The sequence below is a fragment of the Bacillus sp. A260 genome, assembly GCF_009861435.1.
Lineage (GTDB): Bacteria > Bacillota > Bacilli > Bacillales > Bacillaceae_G > Bacillus_A > Bacillus_A cereus.
Genome location: NZ_CP046398.1, coordinates 1,491,069 through 1,505,037, shown reverse-complemented (window position 1 = coordinate 1,505,037; position 13,969 = coordinate 1,491,069). Strand labels below are relative to the sequence as shown.

Sequence of the window (13,969 nt, the reverse complement as noted above, 5' to 3'; positions counted from 1 at the left end):
TTTTTTCATATAATATGTGAGTTCTCTCTTAAAAGTTTCTATAATAAAAAAAACAAACGACCTACCCGGTCATTTGTTTAACTCATATATATTTTTCGTTTCTTCTATCATTTTAGCTAACGAGAAATACCTCACTGCTTTCTCTCGTGCTTTCAATCTAATATCATTTACCCTTTGTTCATCCCCTTGTAGTTCTTCAAGTGCACTTGCGAATTCAGATTCGCAATATTCAGATATTAAAACACCTGATTCTCCATCTATTACCGCTTCATGTATTCCACCAACATCTATTGAAACAATTGGTGTCCCTGTAGCCATCGCTTCAATTACTACCATTGGAAACACTTCACGAAAAGATAATAAAAGTAAAGCATCCATATTCCCTATAAACTCATGCGGCTCTGAAATATTCCCTAGCATCTTCACCCTTTGCTGTAATCCATATTTTTCTATTTCTTTCATAATCGATTCTTTCTCTGGTCCATCACCAGCAATATAAAACATAAAATCATTTCTCTTTTTCAACACATTTGCAATTTTGACAAATAGTTGATGGTTTTTCTCTTTGGATAATCTAGCTAATATCCCTATTTTATATGTAGATTCTTTCTTTTTCTGCTGGAATAAAAACTTTTCAATATCGACACCGTTATAAATTGTATTTATTTTTTCTTCTGCTACATGAATTGAAATTAAATTATTCTTCTCAAACTCACTTACTGTAATAATATTGTTCACATATTTATTCATGAAATAACGAAAAAGCGTTGGCATTTTCTTTTCTAATATCGTTACATTATGTTTCGTATAAACAATTTTCATCTTTTTTTTAATAAACTTTTGAATTAGAAAAGCATATAATACCATTCGCAAACTATTTGCATGAATAAGTTCTATCTTTCGATTACAAATTTCGTTTCGTAAATAATAAATATTTCTCAAATGATTCCATCGACTAAGTAATATAAAATTTTCTTTTCTAGTAAGAGATTCATATAGTTCTCCATCACCTGCAGCTGTATAAATCTTAAAATCATCATAACGCAAATTACTTTCCAATTTACAAAAATAGCTCTCGGCTCCGCCAGTTATCAATTTATCTGTCATCAACAGTATATTCATAATTGCGTCTTCCCAACTACATTGATTTTATTTTTTTTATAAGCATGATAAGCATACTTACTAAAATAGTAAAAAATTTGCACCGAATTCAGTCGTTCTTGTTCCCTTAACAATTTCCAATACCGGAAAGCTGCTCTAATTTTATTTCTAGAAACAGAATTTGTAACAATTCTATATTTTGCTAACACTTGCTGTATCCCTTTTGCTTCATACCCTTCATGTAATAAGTTCAGCCATAACGCTGTATCTTCCGGCTGTATACTAGGCATTTCGACATATGGAATTTTTTCACGATCAATCATCACTGTTAAACAACCGATAATTGTATTTCCTACTAAATAATGATAGTCAACAGATTTTGGTGCACTCACTTCACGATTTAATTCATTACCGTTTTCATCAATTAAACTATACGACGCATATGAAAAAGCAATATTCATTTCTTCCATAAATAACAATTGTGTCTTCAATTTATGCGGCAACCATATATCATCGCTATCTAAAAAGGCAATGTACCTTCCTCTCGCCTCTTGGATCGCTAAATTCCGAGCTTTAGCAGCACCAACATTTTGTTTTAATGATAATAACCTAATACGTGAGTCTCCTTCTATTATATCTTTAATTTTTGTGGCAGATTGGTCGGTTGAACCGTCATCAACGATAAGCATTTCCCAGTTTTCATACGATTGATTCTGTACAGATAAAATTGTCTCACCTATAAATCGCATACTATTATAAGAAGGTGTTATTACAGAAACATAAGGCGGCTCGTTATGTGCTGATAGACATTTTACCATCTATCTTTCCCCTTCCTTCATATATTGAAATATACTTCACAACAACTGCTAAAAATAAAAAGAATGCTTCGTTAATAATGAGTGACAATGACATCATCTGAAATATAAATGCAATCATAGTCAATAGAAGATATGGTTTTTCACGAAACAAAGTATGCTGCGCTAGCTTGAACATTAATATGAATAAAAACGCGCTATATAGAAGAAAACCAATTGTACCCGATTCAGACAAGATTTCTAAAAATGTATTGTGTACATATAATTTTTCATTAAATTGATACTCATAATAATTCGAAAAGTTAAAAGCACCGATTCCGATATATGGATTGGATAAATAATATTTAAAAGCAGCTTCCCATAATGTAAATCTACCACTTCCATTATCATGGGAAAAATCAGAAATTCGTTTATTTAATATGTCATCTAATTGGCCCCCCATTACACTATTCGATAAACTAAAAATAACTACACTAAACAATACTAAACTTATAATTATTTTTATTTTTTTAGCGAAACTAGACATACATATATATACAAAAATGACAAGCACAAGCGCTAATATTCCCCCTCTTGAAAAGGTTAATAGACTCGTCGTAACACATAAAATTAACCCTAAGATGTTAGTGATATTTTGCAAATTCGTCATATAGTACATAAAAAATATTGTATTATAGAAAATAAAAATGTTAGGATCATCTAGCAATCCAATTAACCGTGGATATCCTCTATCAACTAATAATCCAGCAAAAATTTCTCTCTCTTCTCCACCGTATAAACTAAAGTATTGTAAACCGATTATATAGAGTAGTAGACTTACAACATTAAATACTATTCCTACATAAGCAATAGATGATTCAAGTACCACTATTTCAGTATTCCCCAATAAATTTCTCATTATAAAATAGCATCCTAAAACGAGTAGCACGCCAAAAATCATACGAATACTAGCATTTAAATACATAGAAAGAATTCCGCTTAAACAATAAATGAAATAAAACAGTAAAAATATAACTTCATGAAAATATAACTTTTGAATATGAAAGTCTTTAATTGTTAAACAAAAATATATGACTAAAAAAATCATATATATCTTCAATGAAAATCCAATATATAAATTGTATTTACTTAACATGACAAATAATATTAGAAGAATAATCCATCCCATTGATACTTTCATATTATTTTCCATAGGCTATATCCCCTGTTTCGTAATATAATCCTTTTTGCGTATTTTTCTTATAAAAGAAAGAAGAAGTTTTTTTAGCTCATAATCATATAGGAATATGGCAGCTACTACAATTAGTATATTAAGAACAAGCGCAATTAAATGATATGTATGCAATATATATTGCACTCCAATAAAGGTTACACCAAAATAAATTGTATACGGTATTACAATTTGGAATACAATTTTTTTCTTCACTACACTTACCGCTATATATCCCACTAAAGCGACTATTTCAAATAAAACCATAGCGTATGCCGCTCCTATCACTCCACCAAGACTACTAAAGCTATAAAGCATAACCCCACCTATCACCAATGCTACACACTGCACAACAGTCCTCTTATTTTGACAACCACTCGTCGTTAAACCGTCAGCAATGGCAATATTTAAACTTTGTAGCACAATAAGAAATGATAATATTTGGAGTGGTTCTACTGCATTCCTCCATTCTTCATGAAAAAATATAGAAATAAAGTATGGTGCTAAATGATATAAACCGATCGTCATACATATTCCTACAATCGCCATTGATTTAATTTGAAGTAAATTTAATTTCGTATGCTCTTCTATATTATTCTGGTTATAATGCTTAAAGAGCACCGGAAAAAATGCACCTGCAATTACCCCTGGTACTTGATATAAAGCTGCCGGCATCCGGTACGCCACTGCAAAAACACCTACCATACTTAATGGCAATGTATAGTTAAGCAAGATAGGCGCTAATTGTGGCGTACTCATTATTAAAAAACCGCTAATAATAAAGGGAGTTAATTGCCAAAATAACGCTTTATGAATTACGACTTTCATATTCATTTTCGTCTTTCTTCTCATGATATATATACTGAATAAACCACCAATCATATACCCAAAAGCATATAAACGAGCTGTTACATACACCGGTAACTCTCCGAAAATACAAAAACATGTAATTATAATGACAACTGATGCTGATACAACTTTTATGAGCGCTATATACTTCATACGTTCCGTCAGTTGAAAATAGGCAATCCCTATGTTTTGCCAAGTTAATCCTATTAACATGAAAAACATTACGTTTATCATCATATAAATTAAATTTTTATCCGCATACATATAATGAATAGCAATATAACCGATGATAGAAATAAAAATAAGTAGAATCATCCTTATTTTTATATACGATGATAAAATCTTCTCTAAATCTGCTCCATCCTTTGCCCCTTCTCGAAGAAACGTATTACTAAGTCCTAAGTCTGTAAAAAATAACATAACAAACGTCACTGCTATGGCAACACTAAACATCCCATAATGTTGTGCGTTAAAAAAGTTTGCTAAAACAATTAAACTGACGGCCTGAAGAAGGTTAGCTAAAATCGTACTATAAAATAGATGGATAATATTGCTTAGAATAGATCTACCCATACAAGTTCTCCTTTGCAAGTAACCTACTTACATATGTTGTTTGTTTACATATATATTTATCTTGCACCATTACCGTTCAATACAATTAAAACGGTTTTACATAAAATACGGATGTCCATCCGAAATGTTTTCATTTCAATATACTCCATGTCCAGCCTCAACTTTTCCTTTGGATCAAGATTATACCCTCCATTTATTTGTGCCCATCCTGTTAGTCCTGGTTTTACTATTAAACGTTCCTTAAATTCTGGAATATACGCATCAAACTCATTATAAAAAAACTCTCTCTCTGGTCTAGGGCCTACAAAAGACATATCTCCTCTTAAAATGTTTAAGAGCTGTGGTAATTCATCAATTCTCGTTTTTCTTATAAACAATCCAACTTTTGTAATTCTTTGATCATGTTCTTTTGCCCATTGTGGTCCGTTCATTTCAGCATCCTTTACCATCGACCTTAATTTAAATACATTAAACTTCTTCCCGTTTATACCTAAACGTTCTTGAAAGTATATTGGAGCCCCTGATGTTTCTAAGGTAATCATAATACAAAAGAACAACATAATTGGTATTGTTAATAGTAACAATATGATTGAAAATATAATATCAAACAAGCGTTTTACACTTCGATTCAATATGCTAGGCTTTTCTTGAGCCGGAATCGTATACAACTTGGCTTGATTTGTTTCACGAATCATGGATCGTTACCCCCACATTCAAGAATATAAAATTATACCTATTAATTCACATTCTTTCCTATTTATATCCGCTATTACTTTTTGCACTGTACGTAATGAATCTTTTTGCTTTTTAACTGCTAAAACCACTCCATCGCATTTCCCTGCAATAATGTGCGTAGCAGGAAGTTCAAATACTTCAGAAGAATAAACGAAAATGTAATCAAAATCTTCTTTCCACTTAGCAATCGCATTATCAAATTCATCCATAGCAACTAAAGGCGTCCCTGTGTGTACTGTTTTTTTTGCAGGAATACAATATAAGTATTTAGACAAATTACTAGAAAAAGATTCATAATTGCAGGAGGAGGAGCTTATTATATCGTTTACTGTTATCATGTGATCACTTTGTAATAATACATGTAATTTAGGGTCAGAAAAATTCACATCAATAAGTAACACCTTTTTCTTCATTTCTGCAAACACTAGACTCATATTTACTATAAGTGAGGCAACAACCCCTCTGTCCTTCGTTGAACTAACTGTGAATAGTTGTTTTCCAGATTTTTTCAGCTCGTGATACACCGTATAAAACTGCTCTTTCATCAGATCATCATGCAAATCGAATGGCAGCTGTTTCTTTGTCCTAAACATCGACATGTTCACCTCGATATATAGATGATTGTTTATCAATCTCTGTAGATTTCTGTTTTCTATTCGGTTTCACATTTATGTGACCAATAACAGAGACTGTTGTTATTTTCTCTAAATCTTGTTCCGTGTATATACGTTCATCAAAATAATCTCGAAATACAGCTAAACCTATCCCAACAAAAAAACTAACAATTAAAGAAATAGGAATGATCAGTTGAAATTTCGGAAACAATTTTTCAGCCTGTTCCTGTAACTCAGGATCCGTCAACACTTTCACACCTTGTACATTTGTGTACTGTTGAAAACTTTGTTGTGATTGCTCTGCCAATGTCTTTACAATGTCTTTCACGATTTTCGGATTGGAATCTTTTACTGTAACAGTTACAATTTGTGAGTTGTCCGTATTCACAACCGAGATTTTTTGTGCTAATTCATAACTTGATTGCTCTAATTTCAAAGTTTTTTTGACTGTTGAAATAATTAATGGGCTTTTTAAAATATCAACATACGATGTTACTAGTTGCTTATTTTCTTGTGTTTTATTTGTTGAATTTTCCTTATTAAACTCATCTAAATTCCCAACAAGAATTTGCGTTGAATATTGATATGACGGCTTTAAAACATACATAGAGATAAGAACTAAAGAAGCGGTTAAACAACACATCGTTAAAATAATCGTTACGAATCTTCTTTTCAGTAATTGTTGAAAATCTTTTATACTCATTTCTTGCTTCAATTATTTCACCGCCCTTTTCTGAATAACATCCTGCAATTCACTCTTTACAGATAACCCTTTCTCTCTTCTATCCACTTGTTTTGTTACATACTTTCCGACTCCGAATGCAAATTTTTCTACATATACATACGAAAGCATTGCAAGTATAAACGAAAAAACAAGTGAAAAAATTAAAATAATAGGCAACGGTAATATTTCATGGAGCATGTATATAAGGGAAAACAACGATATAATATGGTATAAATAAAGACTGTAAGAAATCTTCCCCAAATATAACAAATATTTATTATGTAGCAAGGACGACAAAGTTGATATTGACAAACTTAATATGACAAATAGACTTGCACTTATCGCCACTACGTAGTCTCGAAATATAAAATTATTGAGCACTTTAATTTCTCCTATAAGCCCTTCATACATAAAAAGTAAAATCGCAAATAAAAACCATGCAATTTTTGTGTTTTTAGTACAATTACTATAAAAAACTATTAAATTATTTTTATACTTCGCAACTAGTGCTCCTAGTAAAAACAGTACTGTGTAATGCAATGTTAATGCATAGCTTGTTAATGTTAAGCCCGAGCGAAACAAAAATAATATTACGACAGAACATATACTAAAACTAAACAATAATAGTAATGAACACCTTAACGTTTTTCGTAAGCAAATCATCAAAATTAACGGAAAAATTATTGATATTCGCATTTCATGGACAAGTGACCAAATCACACCGTTATATGCATCTGTATTATATTTCCCAACCAATAAAATATGTTGTGCGATTAAGCTTGAAGAACTTTCAATCGTCCATGAGCGATTAAACCATTCACTTAAATAAGAAATACCATATTCACTAATTGTAATCTGGCATACAATAGCTATAATTATTGCCACAATATAAGGAATATATATTCTGCATATACGTTTTAAAAGGTATGACCCATAGCTACTATAGTTTTTTTGAATAGATTCATACAAAACAAATCCGCTCAAAACAAAAAAGATAATAACTGATTCGTTACCACTACTAAAAATTAGACGAGCAGGCGTTTCTTTTAATAGATACACAACAAATGGTTTATTATCTTCATAACTGTAATTTTGAAATGCTGAAAAAATCATTAAATGATGACCAATCATTACTACTAATGAAGAAATCCCTCTTATAGAGTCCAATTCTTCGTATCTTTTCATCTTTTTACATCAACTCCTAATGAAATGATAATAATCATTTCAAAGCGACATCTTTATTCATATTCCTCTCCTTTCTTTTCATTCCAATTTTTCATATTAAAATGATTTTATAGTATAAATTTGAGTGTATTGTAACATTTTTTGTAATATTTTGAATAGAAAATCTCAAAAATTGGTATATACCAATTTCAACCTCGAAAAATGAGTAATATTGATAGAAAAACGCTATAAAAATATCTTGCATATTTACAAAATTAAAGAGCTGAATAGCGTTTTTTCAATATAAAATAAAAAAGATAGCCTACATAGGCTATCTTTTTTATTTTATTTAATTACTGGCACCACTATATGCTACATGTCGTTTCTCAATTCTCTCTTCAATTTCTTTCATATTTTCTTTATTATTTAATAGTGATTGTTTATTTTCAATTAATAATTGTTTAAAAGATTTTCTCACTTTTTTTCTCATTTTCATTGTCCTCCTTGGGGGATGGTTTATATAAAAGATAAAGAATTATCTGTGTGTTCTTATAATAATTGATTGTTGTGAATTCTATTTGAACTTCATATGAAAATTCCGTTTATTTTCTGACAACTTTGTGAACACGAAAAAATGATTATCTAAAACTATGTTGAAATTAATTCACTTCATGATAAAAGTTATTATTTTCATCAACTTTTATCATTATATCTTGTCGAAATATTTATATATTTAAAATTGAGTTCGACATAATTTTATTTATTATAATACTGTTTACAAAAACAAAAAGAAGGTGTCACCAAGTCAAAGTTCGACTTATGCAACATCCCTCTTCCCAAACTATTTATAGCATATTTATTAATATTTCAGGTCTTCCCCAATTCATTTCTTCACAAACAAATCTAAGTTTTTCTTCATCCATTGTGTGTAATCCTTCTTCTAGTGAACATGAAATTGGAACTTCACAGTGAATTTGGGCTAATTGTAACGAAATATTTAAGTTCTCTAAATCACTTTCAATCTTCGTACGCTGCGCTTTTGTTAATGACTCTACATTTTCTAGTACAGCGGATACTGTTCCGTGCTCTTGAATAAGCTTATACGCTGTTTTTTCACCGATACCTTTTACCCCTGGATAATTATCACTTGTATCTCCCATGAAAGCTTTTGCATGGACGATTTGCCACGGCTCTACACCTTTTTCTTCCATGATTTTCTCCGGTGTGTAATATTCGTAATTTCCAATTCCTTTACGCAGAAGCATAACTGTAACGTTCTTATCAACAAGTTGAAGTAAATCTGTATCACCAGTTAAAATATAAACTTCAGCTTCATTGCAATATTGTTTTGCAAGCGTACCGATACAATCGTCCGCTTCGTAGCCTTTCATACCGATAACTGGAATGGATAATTTCGCAGTCATTTCTTGCACTAAATCAAATTGAGGAATTAATTCTTCTGGTGGCGCTGCACGATTTGCTTTATAATTCGAGAACGATTCTGTTCTAAATGTCGTACTTCCCATATCCCAGCATGTAACGATATGTGTTGGTTCGATCGCTTGCGTAGCTGTTAACAAGTGTTTCATATAACCATGAATCCCGTTCGTAGGGGTTCCATCTTGTCGTTTCATAAATTGTCCGTAGACACTTGTTGCGTAAAAAGCACGAAATAATAGTGCCATACCATCAACTAATAATACTTTTTTCATAATTCCTCTCCTATTAAAAAAATAATAACCTCACGTTATCACGTAAGGTTATATAAATAGATTACCATTCTACGTTTTTGCTCAACTTTGTCTATTATACATTGTTTTTGTATATTTAGCACCATTAACACATTAAGACGTTCTACTACAACAAGTATGCAATATGCCTGAATACGTATTTTTTCCAGTAGAAACAACGATAGCTTTTGCATTTCCACTAACGATATGCGAACCTTTAAAACATACATTTTCAAGCTCAAGTGGATTATAATCTTTCATCCGTTTTAATGGAATAAATCGTTTACGTTCAAGATGATAGCAGCTCTCAAACTTCTCTATATTCGCTTCGTTTCCCGTTAACACAGACTCATTCACTAATAAATCATCTGCATAAATAATACGTACATCAGCTGGCACAGCATCTCCAGCCGAAAGAAAAATCATATCTCCAGGTACAAGTTCTTGCACTGGTATCTCCATCATTTTCAGTTCACTATTTAACCCTGTACTACTAGAACATTCTACTCTAGATACAGTAATCGTTTCACGTTGTAATTCATCACACACACGTTGTTTTGAAAAACCTGGAATCATGCCACCAAGCTTCATCATTACTTCTGCGAGAAGTGCTCTTTTTGAAGTTAGTTCATTTCGGCCATATACTTGAATACGTTTTTGCGCCTCTTTCATTGATAGTCCGTCTCTTGTTGTTTTAAAATATGCAAATACAGATTTTACATCTCTTGTTGCAATTTCAATTAATAAATCTTTATTTTTTTGGAGCATTGTTTGTTCTTTTATTGATTTTTTACTTAGTTTATATGACGTGTTACCCACAGTTTTGTTTGCATATAACATATTATCGTCTCCTCCTTTACAACATAGGAAGAAACGCTTTGTTTCTCAATTTATCCACTTTACTGTGAAAGTGTCTCGCGTTTTATAAACGCTACATTATGATAAATATAGAGGGAGGAACAAATCGTTTCCTGCCTACATCATATATTTTTGATTTGAAGTATATGGGTAACGGAACCGAGTCAGAATTTGACATGCTCCTCACCTCCTCGTTTAATTTTATAGTTTATACTATGAAATTACTCATAGCTTGGTAACAAAAAAGGCCCCTACCCTTAAGAGAGTAGCGGCCATTACATACACAAATAAACGATTTCTAATATAATTAGAAATCTACGGACCTCTCCCTCACCGAGTTTTAGCACTGTATAGCATAGGTACATTACCAGCTACGTTAAGAAAAACCTTAATTCGATCATTCCTGTTGACCCATTGGCGTCTCTCGACATTTTTGGGCAGTAGCATTTCTCTATACAGGAGCCTCACCTAACAGAGACTTATTTTCATTACATTGAAAATGTTACTCTTATTTAAAATAGATGTCAACCGTAGCCTACAATTTTTTCAAAAGGTATGGCAAACTAACATATATAAAGTGTAACTTTAATCAGTGGAGGTTTTGTTCATCCCCCACTGATTATTAGCCCTCACCAATCGGGCTTTTACGGGATAAAATAAAAAACTTTACGTTTAAACGTAAAGTTTTTAATAAGTTATACAACCAGCAATTACAATCCCAATTGAAATTGATAAAAACATAAGAAAAAGACCGACTGCTTGATTATCTTCTTCGAGACTTTTGTTTATATTAAAGCGTGGTGTAAGCCACTCAGCTAAATAAAAGACGATAATTTGAGCCAAAATCCCAACTGCTCCCCACGAAATCATATCAAGAAGTGAAATTGAATTAGCTGCTGTCGAATATAAAACAACAGCTAACCCAAGTAATCGTCCTCCAAGCACATAGCTTACCGCCTTATTTCCTTGAGCCATTAACTTAAATTCCTTTACTTTCGTTGTCACTTCCATCAAGAACAGACCTATACATAAAAGGCCGAGTGTTACTACTAAATATAATAAAAAATTAATCATTTTTTCCCCTCCTTTTTATACCTACCGGTAAATAGTACGATTCATTTCCTGTAATCTTTTCTCCCGCACGAATACCGATACTACTCGCTTTTCCAGCAATTAAAAACGAACCAAACACATATGACAGTTTCTCGATCCCTTTTTCTGTTTCCAAGGATACGACTGGCAGTTCGATATACTTTTGAAATATCGGCAGTGACGCTTTATATGTTTGGTGTGCATTTTGAAGCATAATATTTTCGTCTTTATCGCGAATCGTAATTGTATCTCCTTCTCTCCCAAATGAAGGTTTTTGAACGAAAGAACCTTTTCCTAAAAATAAATCTGGTTCTAAATATGTAGGTAACATATATTCTTTAATCCACTGTTGTTCCTCATTTGTATAAAAGGCCTCTTCTTCTGCTAACCCCCAAATAAGACACTGAATTGATTTTGGCTGAAGTAAAAATGCTGACAAAGGATTTATTATAAAAAGCTTTCCGGCTTTTACAAGTTGTAACAATTCCACACCTACCAAATCTCCTGTTTCAGGATCTTGATCCTCAATTAAATCTTCTATCGGATATGTTTGGCGATATAAAACATCAATCTTCGCCCCATCTTTATCGACTAGAGCATCCTTTGTAATTCTAAGTTCTGACATTGGCACTACTTTATTTTCAACATGGCATAGCTGACTTAAATACATAGTGGTATTCCAATCCTCGATATGTTCATGATGTGCTGAAAAAACAACATTTGGATTATCTAATCCCTTTGTCGCTTCCATTACTGCTTTCGTTACACCAGAAGATAGCAATCGTTCTTGATCCGAGTTTGGATCATCATAGCCTAGATTTCCACATACTTTCCCATTCATTTGAAAACATTCCACAATAAAAGTTGGTGTATCACTATTAAACTCAAGCATTTTGATTTTGTTATCCTCTGTTACAGCAAAATCAAATCGCGAAATTACAGATTCAGGATAGAGCCCTTTCATTCTAATGAAAGATAAACTCGCGGATGGAAAGCCAAGATCTAGAAGCTGTTCGTCACTTAAATTACGCAGCAGTCTAGCAGTCTTAAAAAATATTTTCCCCATTCGTTCAGTCGCTAAGTGTAATTGGTCCAAAGTCTGATTTGTTATAGAAAAAACATGAAACAAACTATACTCACATTCATATAAATCCGACCAAAAATCCGGATATTTTAAATAAAATTCTTTTCGATCCCTTATGTATTGCGACATATTTTAGCCCCCAAATCCTCCCTTTGAACCGCTTCCAATTCCACCTTTAAATTCAGCAGACGATTGATACGATTTAAACGCCGATGAATTTTTAAAAGTGGATTTATTTTGATAGTATCGCCCACCATAGAAATAATGCCCACGATAACCTGAACTACTATCATCACACTGCCATACCCCAAGTTCATCATCCCAATCCCAATCAGAACAACTATTATCATTTGGTTTTGGGGGAAGATCTTGTGCGCAACCAAATAAAGTGCCAGTCATTAAAGACGTTACGACACCACCTACTAGCCATTTCGTTTTTGTCACCTTCGCACTCCCCTTTTTAAATTCTATTCCTATTATATAGGATGGCATGATAAAGTAGAAGAAAAAGGAAGAAGAGGGATTAAATGCGCTTAGAATATCGACTTAATGATGAAACGAAAGGGTATCCTGCTTTATGGAACTACGCCAATATTTCTAATTCTGAAATTATCGCACGCATGACTTGTGAATATTTTATTAAAGAGAAAAATACTTATGTTGTTACTGCAACTTCGGTTGATCCAGACGGAACAGCAGTTATTTATATTCAAAAAGAAGTTTTCGCAAATGACCCTTCAGACCCTACATACTCCTACATCGGTTTTGAAATTAGAGAACTAAGTGAAACGAGTTCAAACATAGTAGATAGTCAAGATGTATGGAACTATGAAGAAATTTTACCATCTCTTCATTCAGATATTATATATATTCAGCGAGACGGCATGTCTATGGAGTTCTCCTTAGATTCAAGAGAGATTGATGAAGACAGAAAGTGCTACATTTATTACGGAAACTTCACAGGTGAATCAAGATAATATTGATATATCTATGCAACAAAAAAACCTTACGTATAAAACGTAAGGTTTTTATATAGCCCCACATATGCCGTTCTCTCTAGATGTCCATAAACCTGCTCTCACAGGTGGATGCTCTCACAAATGTTTGTAACTTCCTTCTTAAAAAGATGGCATGTTAGCTACATTTAAATATTGAACTTCCATATTAAACTTATTGGTTTAAGACATGCATAAGCTACGTACACCGTAGGAATTTTATATAAGGTTAGTTGAAATAAGACCCCCGCACGTGCCGCTCCTCGTAAATGTCCAAAAACCCGCTACTCGCAGGTGGATGCCCTCACAGTTACCGTACATCTTCCTCCACAAGGAAGGCTTGATGATGGTCGCTAAATATTGAGCTTCCGTATAACTAACATCGGTTTTAGACATAAATAAGTTACGCACACCGCAGGATGTAT

Annotated in this window: 15 protein-coding genes, 2 other RNA genes and 1 riboswitch; of the genes, 1 reads left to right on the top strand and 16 read right to left on the bottom strand. The window is 32.5% G+C overall.

All coding sequences use genetic code 11. The features are described 5' to 3' along the window. Nucleotides 1-69 precede the first annotated feature (69 nt). From GD442_RS07770 to GD442_RS07705, 14 genes are all read right to left on the bottom strand, one after another. Nucleotides 70-1,122 carry a glycosyltransferase family 4 protein gene (locus tag GD442_RS07770; protein ID WP_001023708.1) on the bottom strand — a complete coding sequence of 351 codons (1,053 nt, stop codon included), beginning with the start codon at nt 1,120-1,122 and terminating at the stop codon, nt 70-72. Beyond that, nucleotides 1,119-1,919 carry a glycosyltransferase family 2 protein gene (locus tag GD442_RS07765; RefSeq protein WP_000237687.1) on the bottom strand — a complete coding sequence of 267 codons (801 nt, stop codon included), beginning with the start codon at nt 1,917-1,919 and terminating at the stop codon, nt 1,119-1,121. Before GD442_RS07765 ends, GD442_RS07770 begins: the two co-directional genes overlap by 4 nt. Beyond that, nucleotides 1,894-3,108: an O-antigen ligase family protein gene (locus GD442_RS07760; RefSeq protein ID WP_000429868.1), complete on the bottom strand. Its 1,215-nt coding sequence runs from the start codon at nt 3,106-3,108 to the stop codon at nt 1,894-1,896. Before GD442_RS07760 ends, GD442_RS07765 begins: the two co-directional genes overlap by 26 nt. Nucleotides 3,109-3,111: 3 nt before the next feature. Then, entirely contained in the window at nt 3,112-4,548 is a 1,437-nt protein-coding gene (locus GD442_RS07755) for an oligosaccharide flippase family protein (protein ID WP_000533741.1), read from the bottom strand. Between the two features lie 56 nt (nt 4,549-4,604). After that, a complete protein-coding gene (locus GD442_RS07750) occupies nt 4,605-5,243 on the bottom strand; it encodes a sugar transferase (protein WP_000617648.1) in 639 nt (212 codons plus the stop codon). Between the two features lie 18 nt (nt 5,244-5,261). Continuing rightward, nucleotides 5,262-5,882 (bottom strand): CpsD/CapB family tyrosine-protein kinase, encoded by a 621-nt coding sequence (locus tag GD442_RS07745; protein WP_002182617.1) that lies wholly within the window; start codon nt 5,880-5,882, stop codon nt 5,262-5,264. Beyond that, nucleotides 5,869-6,612 carry a YveK family protein gene (locus GD442_RS07740; protein WP_000807058.1) on the bottom strand — a complete coding sequence of 248 codons (744 nt, stop codon included), beginning with the start codon at nt 6,610-6,612 and terminating at the stop codon, nt 5,869-5,871. Before GD442_RS07740 ends, GD442_RS07745 begins: the two co-directional genes overlap by 14 nt. Continuing rightward, nucleotides 6,613-7,806, bottom strand: a complete 1,194-nt coding sequence (locus GD442_RS07735) for an acyltransferase family protein (protein ID WP_000833055.1) — start codon at nt 7,804-7,806, stop codon at nt 6,613-6,615. Between the two features lie 328 nt (nt 7,807-8,134). After that, nucleotides 8,135-8,275, bottom strand: coding sequence for an FbpB family small basic protein (locus GD442_RS07730; protein ID WP_001228048.1), 141 nt, complete (start codon nt 8,273-8,275; stop codon nt 8,135-8,137). A 355-nt stretch (nt 8,276-8,630) separates the two neighbouring features. Continuing rightward, entirely contained in the window at nt 8,631-9,497 is an 867-nt protein-coding gene (locus GD442_RS07725; protein WP_000757072.1) for a 5'-3' exonuclease, read from the bottom strand. A 132-nt stretch (nt 9,498-9,629) separates the two neighbouring features. Then, the gene (locus GD442_RS07720; protein ID WP_000964949.1) at nt 9,630-10,355 is read right to left on the bottom strand and encodes a P-type ATPase actuator domain-containing protein; all 726 of its coding nucleotides are present in this window, start codon (nt 10,353-10,355) and stop codon (nt 9,630-9,632) included. A gap of 335 nt (nt 10,356-10,690) precedes the next feature. Beyond that, nucleotides 10,691-10,856, bottom strand: a riboswitch (M-box (ykoK) riboswitch). Nucleotides 10,857-11,060: 204 nt separating this feature from the next. After that, nucleotides 11,061-11,447 carry a DUF350 domain-containing protein gene (locus GD442_RS07715; RefSeq protein WP_000606868.1) on the bottom strand — a complete coding sequence of 129 codons (387 nt, stop codon included), beginning with the start codon at nt 11,445-11,447 and terminating at the stop codon, nt 11,061-11,063. After that, nucleotides 11,440-12,678 (bottom strand): glutathionylspermidine synthase family protein, encoded by a 1,239-nt coding sequence (locus tag GD442_RS07710; RefSeq protein WP_000084932.1) that lies wholly within the window; start codon nt 12,676-12,678, stop codon nt 11,440-11,442. The genes GD442_RS07715 and GD442_RS07710 overlap by 8 nt, the downstream gene beginning before the upstream one ends. 3 nt (nt 12,679-12,681) lie before the next feature. Beyond that, nucleotides 12,682-12,993, bottom strand: a complete 312-nt coding sequence (locus GD442_RS07705; protein WP_000169030.1) for a hypothetical protein — start codon at nt 12,991-12,993, stop codon at nt 12,682-12,684. Between the two features lie 83 nt (nt 12,994-13,076). Between GD442_RS07705 and GD442_RS07700 the strand changes: the two genes are divergently transcribed. Then, a complete protein-coding gene (locus GD442_RS07700) occupies nt 13,077-13,526 on the top strand; it encodes a hypothetical protein (protein ID WP_001235523.1) in 450 nt (149 codons plus the stop codon). A gap of 54 nt (nt 13,527-13,580) precedes the next feature. Here the strand turns inward: GD442_RS07700 and ssrS (GD442_RS07695) are convergent. Both ssrS (GD442_RS07695) and ssrS (GD442_RS07690) read right to left on the bottom strand, forming a co-directional pair. Further along, nucleotides 13,581-13,764, bottom strand: a non-coding RNA gene (gene ssrS, locus GD442_RS07695) — 6S RNA. 21 nt (nt 13,765-13,785) lie between these two features. After that, nucleotides 13,786-13,968: non-coding RNA, 6S RNA (gene ssrS, locus GD442_RS07690), on the bottom strand. Nucleotide 13,969: the final 1 nt, after the last annotated feature.